The sequence below is a fragment of the Prevotella sp. AM34-19LB genome, from assembly GCF_003468525.1.
GTDB lineage: Bacteria > Bacteroidota > Bacteroidia > Bacteroidales > Bacteroidaceae > Prevotella.
In genome coordinates, this window is record NZ_QSIG01000007.1 from 29,596 (window position 1) to 47,065 (window position 17,470).

At 47.4% G+C, this 17,470-nt stretch carries 13 protein-coding genes and 1 pseudogene; 10 read left to right on the plus strand and 4 right to left on the minus strand.

The features are described from left to right. Nucleotides 1-12: 12 nt before the first annotated feature. Both thiC and thiH read left to right on the plus strand, forming a co-directional pair. Nucleotides 13-1,707: a phosphomethylpyrimidine synthase ThiC gene (gene thiC / locus DW830_RS03545; protein ID WP_089542781.1), complete on the plus strand. Its 1,695-nt coding sequence runs from the start codon at nucleotides 13-15 to the stop codon at nucleotides 1,705-1,707. A 4-nt stretch (nucleotides 1,708-1,711) separates the two neighbouring features. Then, nucleotides 1,712-2,851: a 2-iminoacetate synthase ThiH gene (thiH, locus tag DW830_RS03550; protein WP_119248892.1), complete on the plus strand. Its 1,140-nt coding sequence runs from the start codon at nucleotides 1,712-1,714 to the stop codon at nucleotides 2,849-2,851. 108 nt (nucleotides 2,852-2,959) lie between these two features. Here the strand turns inward: thiH and DW830_RS03555 are convergent, their stop codons facing one another. Together DW830_RS03555 and DW830_RS03560 are read right to left on the minus strand one after the other, a co-directional pair. Then, nucleotides 2,960-4,270, minus strand: a complete 1,311-nt coding sequence (locus DW830_RS03555; RefSeq protein ID WP_119248893.1) for a S28 family serine protease — start codon at nucleotides 4,268-4,270, stop codon at nucleotides 2,960-2,962. A gap of 173 nt (nucleotides 4,271-4,443) precedes the next feature. Beyond that, nucleotides 4,444-5,352 carry a helix-turn-helix domain-containing protein gene (locus DW830_RS03560; RefSeq protein WP_158573423.1) on the minus strand — a complete coding sequence of 303 codons (909 nt, stop codon included), beginning with the start codon at nucleotides 5,350-5,352 and terminating at the stop codon, nucleotides 4,444-4,446. A gap of 217 nt (nucleotides 5,353-5,569) precedes the next feature. Here DW830_RS03560 and DW830_RS03565 point away from each other — a divergent pair, with 217 nt between their 5' ends. The 7 genes and pseudogenes from DW830_RS03565 to DW830_RS03590 all read left to right on the plus strand — a co-directional run bounded on the left by DW830_RS03565 (nucleotide 5,570) and on the right by DW830_RS03590 (nucleotide 13,712). Further along, the gene (locus tag DW830_RS03565; protein WP_119248895.1) at nucleotides 5,570-7,009 is read left to right on the plus strand and encodes a TolC family protein; all 1,440 of its coding nucleotides are present in this window, start codon (nucleotides 5,570-5,572) and stop codon (nucleotides 7,007-7,009) included. Between the two features lie 60 nt (nucleotides 7,010-7,069). Then, complete coding sequence (locus tag DW830_RS03570; protein ID WP_119248896.1) at nucleotides 7,070-8,095, plus strand: HlyD family secretion protein; 1,026 nt, start codon at nucleotides 7,070-7,072, stop codon at nucleotides 8,093-8,095. A gap of 21 nt (nucleotides 8,096-8,116) precedes the next feature. Then, on the plus strand, nucleotides 8,117-9,289 hold the full coding sequence (locus tag DW830_RS03575; protein ID WP_119248939.1) for an ABC transporter permease: 1,173 nt from the start codon (nucleotides 8,117-8,119) through the stop codon (nucleotides 9,287-9,289). After that, a complete protein-coding gene (locus tag DW830_RS16865; protein WP_255415612.1) occupies nucleotides 9,289-10,035 on the plus strand; it encodes an ABC transporter permease in 747 nt (248 codons plus the stop codon). The genes DW830_RS03575 and DW830_RS16865 overlap by 1 nt, the downstream gene beginning before the upstream one ends. Beyond that, nucleotides 9,969-10,502: an ABC transporter permease gene (locus tag DW830_RS16870; RefSeq protein ID WP_255415613.1), complete on the plus strand. Its 534-nt coding sequence runs from the start codon at nucleotides 9,969-9,971 to the stop codon at nucleotides 10,500-10,502. The genes DW830_RS16865 and DW830_RS16870 overlap by 67 nt, the downstream gene beginning before the upstream one ends. 288 nt (nucleotides 10,503-10,790) lie before the next feature. Continuing rightward, nucleotides 10,791-11,983, plus strand: a pseudogene (locus DW830_RS03585) (acyltransferase family protein). Between the two features lie 136 nt (nucleotides 11,984-12,119). After that, a complete protein-coding gene (locus DW830_RS03590) occupies nucleotides 12,120-13,712 on the plus strand; it encodes an ATP-binding protein (protein ID WP_119248897.1) in 1,593 nt (530 codons plus the stop codon). A gap of 132 nt (nucleotides 13,713-13,844) precedes the next feature. Here DW830_RS03590 and DW830_RS03595 read toward each other — a convergent pair whose 3' ends face one another. Then, entirely contained in the window at nucleotides 13,845-14,141 is a 297-nt protein-coding gene (locus DW830_RS03595; RefSeq protein ID WP_119248898.1) for a hypothetical protein, read from the minus strand. Then, nucleotides 14,132-14,413: a hypothetical protein gene (locus DW830_RS03600; RefSeq protein WP_119248899.1), complete on the minus strand. Its 282-nt coding sequence runs from the start codon at nucleotides 14,411-14,413 to the stop codon at nucleotides 14,132-14,134. The genes DW830_RS03595 and DW830_RS03600 overlap by 10 nt, the downstream gene beginning before the upstream one ends. 394 nt (nucleotides 14,414-14,807) lie before the next feature. Between DW830_RS03600 and DW830_RS03605 the strand changes: the two genes are divergently transcribed. Next, complete coding sequence (locus DW830_RS03605) at nucleotides 14,808-17,453, plus strand: DEAD/DEAH box helicase family protein (protein WP_233544364.1); 2,646 nt, start codon at nucleotides 14,808-14,810, stop codon at nucleotides 17,451-17,453. Nucleotides 17,454-17,470: the final 17 nt, after the last annotated feature.

The following is a 17,470-nucleotide window of genomic DNA, read 5'->3' on the forward strand; positions in this document are numbered from 1 at the left end:
TTTAAAAAAAATATGCCAAACGATAAGAAAGCTTACGCCCAGAGAGAAAAGGCGTATATGCAGGGAAAACTCTTCCCACAGATCAAAGTTGGAATGACCAAGGTAAACCTCACTCCTACTGTTGTGAAGGATGAGCGCGGCATTCCTCATACAGAGCCAAATGCTCCGGTTTATATCTACGATACCAGCGGTCCTTACAGCGACCCTAACTATCAGGTAGATTTGAAGAAGGGCTTGCCAAGAATGCGCGAGCAGTGGATTATCGACCGCAACGATACCGAGCAACTCAAGGAGGTTACCAGCGAGTATGGCAAGCAGCGTCTTGCTGACCATAGCCTCGACCACCTCCGCTTCGAGCACATCCAGTTGCCTCGCCGTGCTCAGGCTGGCAAGCACATCACCCAGATGGCATACGCCAAGGCGGGCATCATCACTCCAGAGATGGAGTACGTGGCTATCCGCGAGAACATGAACTGCCAGGAGTTGGGCATCGATACCCATATCACTCCTGAGTATGTGCGTGATGAGATTGCACGCGGACGTGCCGTGCTTCCTGCCAACATCAACCACCCAGAGAGCGAACCGATGATCATCGGCCGCAACTTCCTCGTGAAGATCAATACCAACATCGGTAACTCTGCCACTACCTCCAGCATCGAGGAAGAGGTGGATAAGGCTGTATGGTCCTGCAAGTGGGGAGGCGATACCTTGATGGACCTCTCTACCGGCGACAATATCCACGAAACCCGTGAATGGATTGTGCGCAACTGCCCTGTACCGGTAGGAACCGTGCCTATCTACCAGGCTTTGGAGAAGGTAAACGGCAAGGTAGAGGATTTGAACTGGGAGGTATTCCGTGATACCCTCATTGAGCAGTGCGAGCAGGGTGTTGACTACTTCACCATCCATGCCGGCATCCGTCGTCACAACGTGCATCTCGCCGATAGCCGTCTCTGCGGTATCGTGAGCCGTGGCGGTAGTATCATGAGCAAGTGGTGTCTCTACCACGACCAGGAGAGCTTCCTCTATGAGCACTTCGACGACATCTGCGACATCGTGGCACAGTATGACGTTGCCCTCTCTTTGGGTGATGGTCTGCGCCCAGGCTGTATTGCCGATGCCAACGATGCAGCCCAGTTTGCCGAGTTGGATACCATGGGCGAACTCGTTACCCGTGCCTGGGACAAGAACGTGCAGGCATTCATCGAGGGTCCTGGTCACGTGCCATTGCAGAAGATCAAGGAGAATATGGAGCGTCAGCTCGACCACTGTCACGAGGCACCATTCTACACCCTCGGTCCATTGGTTACCGATATCGCTCCAGGTTACGACCACATCACTTCAGCCATCGGTGGCGCCCAGATAGCATGGCTCGGCACCGCAATGCTCTGCTATGTAACACCAAAGGAGCACCTCGCCTTGCCTAACAAGGAAGATGTGCGCACAGGTGTGGTAACCTATAAGATTGCCGCTCATGCAGCCGATTTGGCAAAGGGTCATCCAGGTGCAACCATCCGCGACAACGCCCTCTCCAAGGCCCGTTTCGAGTTCCGCTGGAGAGACCAGTTCCACCTCTCACTCGACCCAGAGCTCGCCTTGAAGTATTTCGAGGAGGCAGGTCATACAGACGGTGAGTACTGCACCATGTGTGGTCCAAACTTCTGCGCTGCCAAGTTGACACACGATTTGAGAAAGTTTAAAAAGTAAGAAAATGTTTTCAGACGAATTAAAGAATATCAGTTGGGAGGAGACCACGGAGCGCATTGCTCGAATGACCGATAACGATGTGCGCCGTGCCCTCGCCAAGGACCATTGTGATGTGAACGACTTCATGGCGCTGATTTCACCGGCAGCCGAGCCATACCTGGAGGTAATGGCGCGTCTTTCCCGCAAATATACCGAGGAGCGCTTCGGCAAGACCATGTCGATGTTCATTCCTCTCTACATCACCAATTCATGCTCTAACTCCTGCGTGTATTGCGGTTTCCATCGTGAGAATCCGATGGCCCGCACCATCCTCACCCCAGAGCAGATTGAGAACGAGTACAAGGCAATCAAGCAGTTGGCTCCATTCGAGAACATCCTTCTCGTAACGGGCGAGAACCCGGCAAAGGCTGGCACCCCTTATCTTGCCAAGGCCATCGACATCGCCAAGAAGTATTTCTCCAACGTGAAGATTGAGGTGATGCCGCTCTCTACAGAGGATTACAAGACTCTCGCCGACCATGGTATGAACGGCGTAATCTGTTTCCAGGAAACCTACAACCACGAGCACTACAAGCTCTACCACCCACGTGGCATGAAGAGCAAGTTTGAGTGGCGCTGCGATGGTTTCGACCGCATGGGTATGGCAGGCGTTCACTCCATCGGTATGGGTGTGCTCATCGGACTGGAGAAGGAGTGGCGCACGGATGTAGTGATGATGGCTCATCACCTGCGCTACCTGCAGAAGCATTACTGGAAGACCAAGTACAGCGTGAACTTCCCTCGTATGCGCCCTGCCCAGAATGAAGGTTTCCAGCCAAACTGCTTCATGACCGACAAGCAGTTGGCACAGGCTACTTTCGCCATGCGTATCTTCGACCACGATGTAGATATCTCCTACTCTACCCGTGAGCCAGCCTACATCCGTGACAACATGGCAACACTGGGTGTCACCACCATGTCGGCAGAATCAAAGGTAAATCCTGGCGGTTACCATACTTATCCTCAGGCATTGGAGCAGTTCACCGTAAGCGATGAGCGTACCGCCAAGGTCATCAATGCGAGATTGAAGGAATTGGGCAGAGAGCCAGTATGGAAGGATTGGGATGCCTCATTCGATTTGTTTGGAAACATCGCAAACGGATAAGATTAACGTATGATAAACGTATGATAAGCATATAGATATAAAAAAGCGCCTTGAATGATTTCAAGACGCTTTTTTTATATCTGTTTTTTATATCTGTTTTTAAAAGACTTATTCCTTCAACCATCCCCCAATCAGGTCGATGATTTCCTGTCTGTTAGGCTCAGGGAACGACAGGATGCGGGTGAGATGCGAACCGCCATGACACATATAGACATGCAGGTTCTTCTTGTTCTTGGTGAAAGGCAAACCATAGATGCCCGATGCACCCCATGGGTCGATGTCACCATAAATATACACCATTTTCGGATCGTTCTTGGTCAGGAAATCCACGGTATAATTGTAAAGCTTTGGCGAGAACTCCACGTTCTCGGCACCCTTTGGCACCATCAGCTTCTTCAGATAACCCTTTGCCGACTTGATGCTCAGGTATCTCTTGAATGGCTTGGTGTAATAACCGTAATAGCCCAACTCCCTGGCAGCCTGCACATCAAACGGAGAGGTGGCGTTGTAGTTGGTGAAATACTCCGGCTCACACATGTTGATCCAGTATTTAAACACCTGGTCGTCGGTGGTATCATTCGTAGGAATCTTCTTGATATCCTCACCCCACTGCCAGAAGGCGAAGGCATACTCAAACACCGAGTAATCAAAAATCTCGGCGATAGGCGCATTGAAGCGATACTGCTTCTCGCTGCAGTACTTCTCGAACATCGGCAGCAGCGCAGCCTTGCGCTTGAAGAGCAGCAGCTGAAAGTTGAGCACCTTCTGTCGGTTCTCCTTGGTAGAAACCTCCTCCTGCAGGAACTTCTCGTGTCTGCCATCCTCCACGCCCTTGTTCAGTGGCGCTACGTAAGGCACGGAAATATCCACATCATTCGGGAAGTAAGCGCGATAGAACATCGTGGTCTGTCCGCCCTTGCTGATACCCGTGGCAATCCACTTGCCCTTGTACATCGCATGCAGAGTCTGGTTTACGTGGTGCAGATCGTAGAGCGAGTTCTCCACGGTGAGGTAATCCCAGTTGCAAGGCTTCGGCATCGACTTGTCGAAATAGCGGTACTCCACGGTGATGATGTTGGTATCGAAGAGCTTGGAAAGTTCCTCGATGTATCCCTCGCGCAATGCATACTTGGCGTTGTAGCCTTCTGTTACGAGCACAGTAGGACGGTCGAATCCTCTGTGGCAGAGTATCACTCGCTGCTCAAAACTGCCCTTGGAAGCATCCTTGGCATCCAGTTGCTGCTTGATGAAGAACACATATTTTTCAGGGAAATGCGTACTTTTCAGCGTTTCCACGTCACTCACACCAGGCAGCGTCGCCAACAGCTTGCCCGCCTCTCCCAGTTCTGCCGCCAGCATCTGCAAAGGCAGGATGAAGAGCAGCAGCATCAATTTCAAGAATCTCAATTTCAATTTCATTTTCGTCTCTCTTTTATGTTTTCTCTTTTTAAACTTTCGTTGGTAATCTCCACATATTTCAAATATTATGCAAAGGTAAGGATTTATTTTCATCCGGCAAAGAGAAACGACATCTTATTAGCATTTTTACGATAAATTCCTGTTATTATGATAATTTCCCGTTATTCCCGCTATTACGATAAATTCCCGTTATTACGAGGATAATCAAGACTATTGGCTCCATTCTCATGTCTTCCCTTCAACCTTCTATATTCCGTAGGCGAATATCCCAGATGGGCCTTCACGTATTTGCCGAAGAAGGAAAGATTAGGGAAATCCAGATAGGCACAGATTTCCTTGATGCTCATATCGGAATGTGAGAGAAGGCGGTTGATGTCTTCTACCGTATATTCCGTAATCCAGTCATTGGCTGTCTTGCCACTGTTGCTCTTACAGACATCCGAGAGGTATTTGCTGGTAATACACAGTTTCGTACTGTAGTATTCCAGTTTCCTTGGTTTTACTTCCATGGAAGTCAGCAGGTCGATGAATTGCTTGAAGAGCAGACTGCCTCTCGACATGTGGAGAGATTCCCTCTGCGGAGTAACCTGCTCGATGATGCTCAGCAGACAGAACAGGAAGGAACTGACCAGACTGCCCACAATCTGCTTCTTGTACTTGGTATCTGCTTTTACCAGCTGCTCAGCCAGCAAGGCATGATACTTCTCGAAAGTCTTCATGCTCGACTCATCAATATGAATGATAGGCTGGTTCTTCAGGTAGAAAGAGATATCTACCACATCACCGATATGCAGCATACTGCGGGCTATCTGAGAAGAGAGACAGACCGCCTTCGCCGTAAAGTCGATGCTGAACAGGCAATCGTTCATGATAGTATTAGGCTGGCAGATGATAATATCATTGGAAGAGGCAGTAGCTTCTTCCTTATTCGTCCGCATAGCCACGCGTCCCTGCTTGATGACGATAATCAGCAGGAAATCCACCTTGATGGCCTGCAGCTTAGAGAAGTTGCGCAGGTCATCAATGATAACGACATCATTATCAGCATAGCCAACAAACTCCACGTTTGTCAACTGCTCCATGTCCCTTATATCTATTTTTTCAAAATTTGCCATATTGCGATGTTTTTGCTGGCAAATTTAGCAAAAAAAAGCCACATCTAGTAGTTTAAACTGAAGAATTATTGTTCTTTTAGATAACTACTCGCTCAAAAGACCGGTAAATCCGACAATTAGAACACCGCAGAGTGTTCTATTTGTAGTAATTTTGCCACGTCAATTATAAAAAAGAAAGAAAAGAATGAAGAAAAAAGTATTAATGCTTGGATTGTTGTCGCTTGCGCTGATTGATGCACATGCCGCAGGCAACTCCTGGTCACTCGACTCGCTGAGAGCCAAAGCCATCAGCAACAACAAGGCACTCCTTATGGCAGGTCAGAAAAAGGTAGCAGCTTCTTACACCCGTAAATCTGCCGCCACCAACTACCTGCCGAAGGTTTCAGCCACAGGTGCATATATGTACACAAGCCGCGAGCTTTCCTTGCTGAGCGATGAGCAGAAAACCTCCTTGTCTAATATAGGAACAGGACTTTCCGCTGTGGTTCCCAATCTCGCCCCGATGAGTTCTGCCATCAACACCGCCGGACAGGGAGTAGTAGATGCCCTGCATACCGACACCCGCAATGCAGGCGTAGTGGCGGTGATGCTGACCCAACCTATCTATATGGGTGGCAAGATCAGAGCCTACAACAAGATTACCCAATATGCCGAAGAGGCTGCTGGAACCCTGTACGACAAGGAGTTGCAGGATATCATTGTAGATGTAGATGAAGCCTACTGGAATCTGGTGGCACTATACAGCAAGAAGAAACTTGCCGAGGGCTACAAGGCGCTGGTTGACAAACTGGAAGGCGATGTAGAGAAACTGGTGAAGGAAGGCATGGCTACCAAGGCCGACCTGCTGAGCGTGAAGGTAAAGGTGAACGAAGCCGGCGTATCGCTCATCCAGGTAAACAACGGCATTGAACTCTCAAGAATGAATCTCTGCCGAATCTGTGGACTCGCAATGAACGAACCCGTAGAAGTGGAGGATGCCATCGACGAGAAAAATCAGAATGCCAACATCATGGGGCAGGTAGATATGGTCAGTTCAAAGACTGACAACCTGGTGCAGCAGGCTGAAAGCAACCGCAAGGAACTGCAGGCCCTGGGACTCCAGAACCGGATCTACGAAGAGAAGATCAATCTGGCACGTGCCGAATATCTGCCTAAGGTGGCGCTGATGGGAGGCTATCTAGCCAGCAACCCTTCGGTGTTCAACAGCTTCGAGCGCAAGCTGAAAGGCATGTGGAACGTGGGCATCACCCTGAATGTACCCATCCTTACCTGGGGCGACCGATCCTACAAGGTGAAAAGTGCCAAGGCAGAAGCCCTGATGCACCGGTATGAAACCGAAGAGGTGAAGGAAAAGATAGAATTGCAGGTGAACCAATGCCGACAGAAACTGCAGGAGAGCATGGAGCGATACCAGACCACCCTGCGCAGCGTGGACGAGGCTGAAGAAAACCTGCGCTATGCCAACCTGGGAATGAAGGAAGGCGTGATTACGCTGAGCAATGTGATGGAAGCACAGACGGCATGGCTGAAAGCCAAATCGGAATGGGTAAACGCACAGGTGGATGTACGCCTTGCCAACCTCTATCTGAGAAAGGCCGTAGGTTCCATCGACACCCATATATAATATATGAGGTATATATATAATGTATAACAACATGAATGTTTAATCAGAAAATACTCAGAAATGAAAAAGAATAGAATCATAACCAGTGTTTTGGCAATGGCCCTGGTGCTCATTGCTGTCATGATCGTCGTCATCACAGTAGGACTGTTTAAGACCACCAAGGAAGAAACCCTGGAAGGACAGGCAGAAACCACCGACTACCGACTTTCTTCCAAGGTACCTTCACGCGTGTTGGAACTGAGAGTGAAGGAAGGCGACTTTGTTCACAAGGGAGATACACTCGTGGTACTCGAAGCACCGGATGTGGAAGCCAAGCTCTCGCAGGCTACAGCTGCCTACGATGCAGCCAAGGCTATGGAAGACAAGGTATATAGCGGTGCCCGACAGGAGGAAATACAGGCAGCATACGAGATGTGGCAGAAGTCTATAGCAGCCGTAGATGTTACCCACAAGACCTACAACCGCGTGCAGCGCCTCTTTGACAGCGGCGTGATGGCTGAGCAGAAACGCGACGAGGCGAAGGCGCAATACGATGCAGCCATCGCCACCGAGAAAGCAGCCAAGGCTAAATACGACATGGCGGTAAACGGAGCACGAAAAGAAGAGAAGTCGATGGCACAGGCACAGGCAAACCGCGCCAAGGGAGCCATTGCCGAAGTACATTCCTACATCAAGGAGACGGTGCTGACAGCCACAGCCGACGGAATGGTAACCGAAATATTCCCAGAGGTAGGCGAACTGGTGGGCACTGGTGCACCCATCATGAATGTATCAGTAGTAAAAGATGTATGGTTCGTCTTCAATATCCGTGAAGACAAGCTGAAGGGCTATTCCATCGGCACCCAGGCAGAGGTATATGTTCCAGCCGTGGACAAGACCATCCCTGTGCGCATCACCCAGATGAAGGACGTAGGCTCCTTTGCCGTATGGAAAGCCACCAAGGCTCTCGATGATCTCGACCTGAAGACCTTCGAGGTTCAGGCTCACCCATTGCAGCCAGTAAGCAACATCATGTCGGGTATGTCGGCAGTATTGAAAAAATCATCCTCTGCCACCAGCGAAGCCCCAAAGAACAACAGCAAATAATCAACAATCATCATGAACATCATTAGCAAGACTATCAGAAGGCTCGCCATGATAGGCAAAAGAGAACTGAAGATGTATTCGCATCGCCCACTCTTCCTCTTCTGCATGATCATTGCGCCGCTGTTCTGTCTCATATTCCTCACCTCACTGATGGATGCCGGCCTGCCTACCAAGATGCCAGCAGCGATGGTGGATGAAGATGATACCCACATCACCCATACCATCACCCGCATACTCGGCTCGATGGAGGGCGTGAAGATCATCCGCCACTATCCTACCTTCGGCGAGGCAAGAGAAGCCATGCAGCGGGGAGAAATCTATGCCTTCTTCTATCTTCCCAAGAAGACCACTGAGAAGGCTCTGGCAAACCGCCAGCCCCGCATCTCGTTCTATACCAACGAGTGCTATTATGTGCCGGGTAATCTGCTGATGCGCGACATGCGCTATGCTTCAGAGCTTACAGGTCTAGCCCTGACCCGGGAATCGCTCTATGCCCACGGCATGAACCCACGACAGGCGATGGGCGTGATACAACCCATCAAGATAGAGACACATCCGCTCAACAACCCTTACCTTGATTATGCAGTATATCTCAACAATATGCTCATCCCCGGAATCTTCATCCTCCTGGTGATGCTCTCGGCAGCCTACACCATCGGACTGGAATGGAAACGCGATACGCAGCTTGTACTCTATCGAATATCGGGCAACTCTCCGCTCACCGCCCTCATGGGAAAACTCTTGCCGCAAACCCTGGTATTCTGGCTCATCTATATCCTCTATGCCGTATATTTCTACCGCTATCTGCAATATCCATGCAACAGCGGCATCATGGCGATGATAGGCGTGGGCATGCTCACGGTACTGGGAGCACAGGGATTTGCCACCTTCCTCTTCGGGGTGAGCGGACAGATGCGACTCTCCATGTGCCTCTGCTCGCTCTGGGGCATCCTTTCGTTCTCGCTGGCAGGTTTCACCTATCCGGTAACGGCGATGGACCCTATCCTGCAGAAGCTCAGCGTTCTCTTTCCTCTGCGCCACTATTATCTGCTGTATGTCAACCAGGCACTCAACGGGTATAGCATCGCATACGCCTGGCATAGCGTGCTGGCACTGGCGATATTCGCCCTGCTGCCACTGCTCACGCTGCACCACTATCGCAGTTTATTCACCAAAGTTAAGTACATACCATAATGACAAAGTCTATCATAAATATCATACAGATTTGGATGACGGAGCTGAAGGAAATCATGCACGACAAGGGCATTATGATTTTCATCCTCTTCGTGCCGCTGTGCTATCCGCTACTCTACTCCTACGTCTATACCAACGAGGTGGTGCGCGAAGTGCCGTTTGCCGTGATTGATGACTGCAACAGCAGCATGAGCCGTGAGTTCATCCGCAAGATGGATGCCACGCCCGAAGCCCACATGGCTGCCCACTGCAACGATGTGAGCGAAGCCCACCAGCTGCTGATGGAAAGGAAGATTTATGGCGTGGTGCGCATCCCCAAGAATTTCAATCTTGATATCAGCAGAGGCGAACAGACCACCGTAGGACTGTATTGCGACATGAGTTCGCTGCTCTATTACAAGGCGCTGCTCCTTGCCGCCAACAATGTTTCGCTGGATATGAACCGCGACATCAAGGTGGAAAAGCATCTGCATCCGATGACCCGGCAGGATGAGGAGATAGCCCGAATGCCGATAGAATACGACTACATCAGTCTCTTCAACCCGCAGAGCGGTTTTGCCGCCTTCCTGATACCACCGGTGCTGATGCTTATCCTGCAGCAGACGCTGTTTCTGGGCATCGGCATGTCGATGGGAAACCAGCGCGAGAAATGCCTCGCCCGCATGCTGCCTAAGCGCAAGTGTACAGAAGACCGGTGGATATCGTCCTGGGTAAAGCCATCTTCTACTTCATCCTCTATCTGCTGATGGCGATATATGCCTATGCCGCCGTAACCCGTTGGTTCAGCCTGCCGAATGTGGGTAACTATTTCGTGTTCCTGAGGTTCATCATTCCTTACATCCTTGCCTGCATCTTCATGGCGATGGTGCTGTCGGTACTGGTTTACCGGAGGGAAGACTGCATCATGCTGTTCGTCTTCCTTTCGGTGCCCTTGCTATTCATGTCGGGCATTTCGTGGCCGGGTTCAGAGATACCAAAGTTCTGGAAGTATGTATCCTGGCTCTTCCCTTCAACGTTTGGCATGAACGGCTACCTGCGCATCATGGGCACGGGGGCATCCATCGAGGATATTCATCATGAATATGTTGGTTTGTGGTGCCAGGTGGGTGTGTATGGCATCCTTGCCTGCATCATGTACCGCCTGCGCCTGAAAGCCATCGTCAAGCGGCTTTCATCTGCCAAGAACAGACAGAAGATGTATCAGGAGGAATAACTCCGTAAGATTGTATCCGAAACATACTACTGACACTATATAAAGAAATCTTTTTTGTAATGCACAATTGCCCCTCACCAGCCCAACTTTGTTTTTTTTCATCCTTTCAAAGCGGCTGGTGAGTTTTTGTTTTATCTTATTTTCGGATTATACATTCACTTCATCTTTATTTTATCTAACATTATCTTGATAATTCCAAAAATATTTTGTATTTTTGCATGCGAATTCAAATTTCAGAGAACAAGAAATCAGAATATAGAAAACAAGAAATCAAACAAATAGAAATATATGGCTAACTTACAACAATCAACATCCCGTTTTTCGGATACCAAACCCCATTATGCCCTGCTCGACGGATTGCGAGGGGTGGCAGCATTGCTCGTGGTGTGGTATCATGTGTTCGAGGCTACCAGTTTGCATCCGGCTCAGCCATCATCCAGGAAATCAACCACGGCTATCTGGCGGTTGACTTCTTCTTCATCCTTTCCGGTTTTGTCATCGGCTACGCATACGACGACCGTTGGGGAAAGACATTGACACTGGGAAAATTCTTCAAGCGCCGCCTCATCCGCCTGCATCCGATGGTAGTGATGGGTGCCTTGATAGGACTCGTAATGTTCATCCTTCAGGGGGCAGTGACCTGGAACGGCACACCGGCTTCGGTACCGGCGATGATGATAGCCCTGCTCTGCGCCATGCTGATGATTCCCGCCCTGCCAGGTTGCGGATACGAAGTAAGAGGCAATGGCGAAATGTTTCCGCTCAACGGCCCCGCCTGGTCGCTCTTCTTCGAGTACATCGGCAACATCCTCTATGCCCTTTTCATCCGGCGACTCTCCACCAGGGCATTGGCGATACTCGCCGGAATCTTATCCATCCTTCTGCTTTGGTTCACGGCTACGGATGTTTGCGGATATGGCATGTTTGGTGTGGGCTGGACGCTGGATGGTCTCAACTTCTGGGGTGGACTTCTGCGCATGCTCTGCCCGTTTACGATAGGAATGCTGCTGTCCCGTGTTTTCCATCGCATCCAGTTCAAGGTAAGGGGTGCGTTCTGGATCAGTTCCATCATTCTTCTCCTGCTCTTCCACGTACCTTATATAGAGAGTACGGTTGGCGGCAGTAGTGTGGACAGCGCTGATGGCATCATGGAGAATGGCATCATGCTGAATGGTGTTTTCGAAGCAGTGTGCATCATTCTGATTTTTCCGGCGATAGTATGGCTGGGAGCGAGCGGGACAACAACCGACCGTTTCAGTACCCGCGTCTGCACGTTCCTGGGCGACATCTCCTTCCCGCTCTACATCGTGCACTATCCGTTTATGTATTACTTCTATTCGTGGCTCATCGAGAAGCAACTCTTCACGCTTGGTGAAACCTGGCCCGAGGCGCTCATCACCTGTGCGGTTTCGATAGCAGCCGCCTGGCTCTGTCTGAAGTTCTACGACCTGCCAGTGCGCAGATGGCTGGCGAAGAAATAAAGATTCGCCACCTTTTTTATATTATCCCCCATTTTTTCTTGCGAAATCAAAATATTCGTCGTATCTTTGCAGAAAGAATGTGTAGAAAGATGGCTGGCTCGCAAAAAGCTATCCTGAAAACATAGGAGACCAGATTATGACAGATACAGAAATGAACGATAGAAGATTGCCGGTAGGTATCCAGTCTTTTGAGGTTATCAGAAAGGATGGTTATCTTTATGTTGACAAGACAGATATCATCTGGAATCTTGTCAACAGGGGAAAAAAGTATAATTACCTGATCCGACCACGCCGCTTCGGTAAGTCGATTCTCGTGGATACACTTCGGGCTTACTTCGAAGGTAAAAAGGAACTCTTCGCAGGATTGAAGGTGATGGAGCTGGAGAAAGAATGGACCTGCTATCCCGTCATTCGACTCGATATGAGTTGCGGAGGAGCTACACCAGAAGAACTCAACTCCTATCTCGATGACGCCTTCTATAAACTTGAACAGAAGTATGAGGTAGCCGTGCGCCCAGAGGCTTCCCTTGCCGTCCGCTTCCAGAACATCATCGAAACGATGTTTCAAAAGACAGGAAAACAGGCGGTTATCCTCATCGATGAGTATGATTCTCCATTGCAGCATTCTTGGAAGACTCCTCAGCATGATGCCTGCACAGCCATCTACAAGTCCGTGTTTGCCGTCTTGAAAAAAGAGGACGAGCACGAGCGTTTCGTCTTCATCACGGGCATCACCAAGTTCACTCAGATTTCTCTCTTCTCTGTTCTCAATAATCTGAGCAACATCAGTTTTGATGCACCCTACGCCACCATCTGCGGCATTTCGAAACAGGAAGTTGCCGACAACTTCATGCCGGAAATTGAGGCAATGGGAGAAGAAAATGGATGGACTCCAGAGGAGACGCTGAAGCAGCTCACGGCGTTTTACGACGGATATCATTTCTGTCATGAAAATATGATTGACATCTTCAATCCGTTCAGCCTCATCAATGCCCTGGAGGATAGGAAATTGAGAAATTACTGGGCCTCATCTGGAGCAACCTCGTTGCTTCCTAAGTTTGTAGATGATATGGAAATACGCTTGAATGATTTTGATCATTGTGCCTTGTTAAGCTCTATAATAGAATCGTCAGATGTAACAGGTGGTGGACCAGAACTGTTTCTTTATCAGTCTGGCTATCTCACAATAAAGGGATACATGAACGGAACTTACCTCCTTGGTATTCCAAACTTCGAGGTAAGACAGGCTCTGAATGAAATAGTTTTGCCAACCCTTTCCATGCGTAAGGGTAATGACATTCAGTCACCACAAGCATTTCTGAATCTTTACCTGAACATGGGAAATCTACCAGAAGCAATGAAGTGTCTGAAAGCCCTTGTTGCGGATGTACCATACAGCAACAAGAAGCTTGCAAGCATGGATATGGAAGAACGTTACCGTCTGATTCTGAGTACAATTTTCAATGCCATTGGCTGTAGAGTGGAAGTTGAGAGAATGCTGGCCACTGGCAGGATTGATATGATTGTGGAGGTTCCAACCTTCATCTACGTCCTGGAGCTGAAGCTATCGAACAATGGCGGCATTTCTGCTGCCGAGAGCCAGATAAAGGAAAAGAGTTACACCGAGCCCTTCAAGGCCGACAAGCGCAAGGTCATCGCCCTGGCCGTGGAACTCGATGAAACAGGCAAGGGATTGATAGATTGGAAAGAAGTGGATGAGTCTTTGTAAAATACAACTTCAAACAAACATCCCGCCAGGTGTCCTACCGGATTCAAAATCCATTGGGACACCTGGCGGGTTCTTTTGTTTATCATAAAGACTAATGATAATCCTTTCTTTCTATCCTCCTGGCTCGCAGGTTCAGCTTACGAGGATCTTGGCGCAAATCCCAGAGATCCACCAGCCAGAGGATATCTTCCTTTTCATTATAAAATAGATAATCTTGAAGTTCTTCATGATGATGGCACCACGATACTTTCTCCATTTCTGCAGTTCAGGCACAAACGGATAACTCTCAGGCATCATTTTCAACCGATGCATGATACGAGATATCTGCTCTTGCCATCTCCCAACCGTCTTCTTTCCAAACTCTTCTAATGCAAAAACAAGACATTTCTGAAATTCCTGCATGAAGACCTCATCCTGTCTTACAACCATCCTGGAATCGTTTTACGTAAATGAGCATTAAATTCCTCCCACGACATTCCATAGTTCGGGTCATCCAAGTGCTTGTCTATTTCTGCGCAATGCTCCATCACCTGCTCCAGCGAGCGCCCCATAGGATAGGAATCAGTGTCGTAAGCCTCATCCCATGATACTGATGATGCAGATGATACTGATGATGCTGCCGAACGATAGGCAGGCGATGGCTCACAGACCTTATCCCCTGCAATCTTCAATTCCTCGATATGATATTTCTTTTCCTCCATAATTCTTTCGTTTTTAAAGTTCTACATTGCTTTCTTCCACCTTCCGGATGATTCCGAACCCTCTATTAATCCGATTCCGCATCCTTCAAGTGGCAAAGGTACGAAGAAATATTGAAAATTACAAGCATTTATGCCTTAAAATACAAAAAATAGTCTGATTTAGAATTAAAAGTCATTTTTGGATAAATAATTCAAAAAAAAATGTAACTTTGCACTAAACTTGCAAAGAAGAGCTGATTTTTCTAGATACATATTCAAGAATAAAAGAAGCTTATATCACGCAAAGACAATTGTGAGTACATCATTAAAACATCGAAGATTCATGCAATTTAGATTAGAAAACCCAGAACATCAAAAGATTGCCATTCATAGCGTAGTGGAAGTCTTTAGAGGTATGGAGAAGAATACATATGACAATTCTACAGACGAAGACATTAGGGCGAACTATTGCTCATTGCCTCCGAAAGAATTGTATGCCAACATCCAAAGAATCATTGAAGAGAACCATATTTCCCAGAGTAATGCAAACCTGCAAGAATCGCAAGATGCATGCATCGAAATGGAAACAGGTACAGGAAAGACGCTTACTTATATCCAAACTGCATACGAACTATACAAAGAATATGGACTCACAAAGTTCATAGTATTAGTTCCGTCTGTTCCTATCAGACAAGGGGTTATAGATACCTTCTACAACTTTAAGGAACAATTGGAAGAAAGATACGAAGCCTCACTGAATGCATTTGTTTACGATAGCTCTAAATTGAGTTATCTAAGAGACTTTATCACTGCAGAAACTCCTCAGTTGATGATAATGACCATGGCTTCATTCAATTCTGAAGATAAGATTCTTAATCAAGCTGTACGTGAAGACTTGTTTAATAACAAGCCTCATATTGAAGCTGTGGGCAGAACCCATCCTATCATCTTTATGGATGAACCACAAGAAGGAATGGACACAGACAATTCCAAGGAGTGGCTTTCAAAGTTGCATCCATTGTTCAAGTTTCGTTATTCTGCAACCCATGCAGTAAAAATGAATATGCTTTATCAACTCACGCCTAACGATAGCTATCGTCTTGGACTTGTCAAGAAGATAGAAGTGCTCACCGTGACGGAGAAAAACGATGAAGCAACCTTGAAAATTGAGATCAGCGATGTGCAAGAAACAAAAGGCGAACCAAAAATTAAGTTGAAACTGTGGAGATTCAATAAGTCAAAGGAAAACTTCCTGTTCAAGGATTCGAATTTCCTTAAAAAAGGAGATAATCTGGCTGTAAAATCAGGAAATGATTCCTATACAGACTTTACTATCAGCCGCATCTATAAGAAGATGAGTACAAGAAAGTGGACTGTGGAGTTTACCAACGGAACAAGTATTACGCAAGGGAATTCTTCAGCCAATAAGGAACAGATTTGGGCATTACAACTAGAATGGCTTATTCGTCGCCACTTTGAGAACCGACTTCGCCTACGCCCCCAAGGTATCAAGAATCTATCTCTCATATTCATAGATAGGGTGGCAAACTATATGAGCACCACCAATCCTGTTATCAAGAATATATTCGAAGAGCAATTTACCAAAGTGTATGCGGAGTTTCATAATGGCGTATCTCCTTCAAAGGAACAAATCAAGGCAGTACAGGGATTCTACTTTGCCAAAACCACACAAGGAGAATACACGGATAATGAGAGAACCAATAAAGACAATAAGGACATTTACGACCAGATACTGCATAACAAACAACTGCTATTGTCATTCGATAGTCCTATAGAGTTTATATTCTCTCATTCAGCACTTGGCGTGGGATGGGATAATCCAAATGTATTCGGAATAGCTACTCTCAACGAAAGCTACTCAGAAAACAAAAAAAGACAAGAGATAGGCCGTGGTCTTCGAATTTGTGTGAACCAACAAGGTAAGCGCATCTATGACCCTGAAGATGCACAGGATGATAAAATCATCAACCAGCTCACAGTAGTTCCAAACGAAACTTATGAAACTTTCGCTCGCAGCTATCAGAACGAGAATGAGAAGGCTTTCGGCACCAAGGATGCATCTGCCAAGTTGAAGCATACTCATAAAGGAATGCACAAGAACAGAGTAACATTCACACTGAAAAAGGACGAGTCCTTCAATAGCATGTTCCGCCGTTTTTGGAATGTCATTGCTAAGAAGACAACCTATCGTGTACATTTCGATGAAGATGCTATCATCCGCCGTTCTATAGAAGCGCTGAGCGAGATAAGTATCGGTGATTATAAAGCGGAGGTGGCTAGCTATAGAGTGAACAATATCGAAGATCTGTCTCGCGAATACGTCGGATCGGAAGATTACAAATTGCATGGCCGTTTTACTCCACAGGATTTACTTGAAGATTTGAGCGAGAAGACTGGTTTATGCTACAATTCGGTACTGCAGATTCTACTTGGTATCACCAACAAAGAACAATACTTAAAGAATCCGCCTGTATATATGGAACAGGCAGTATTCAAAATCAAGCAGATTCAGTTGGAAGAGTTAACCAGATGCGTAGAATACTCACCTACCGATGAGCATTTTCCTTTCAACTTTGAGGATTTTACAAAAGACGGATGTGAGAATTACGTCTCTACTCCTAATCATGGAGTATGGGACAAGACTCTATATGACAGTACACTCGAACGAGATTTCGCAGCAGACGCAGACAAAGAAAACTCAGACGTCGTGTGCTTCCTGAAATTCCCTTCATGGTACAAGATTCCGACCCCAATAGGTTCTTACAATCCTGACTTTGGAGTGGTATTGAAACGAGTATCATTAAAAGATACAAACGACAAGCGGGAGTTTTACTTCGTTGTGGAGATAAAGGGAACGAACGACATTACTGACACCAAAGCCCTTTCACCTCACGAAGTAGCTAGAATAAAATGCGCCATCAAGCACTTCCGCTCAATAGGCATCGAGGCATATTATAAAGCTCCTATTCGTGAATACAAAACATTTAAGTCGCAAGCCGACCAAACTATAAATACAGATAAAGAAAATGGAAACATATAAAGAACATATCACCCTAT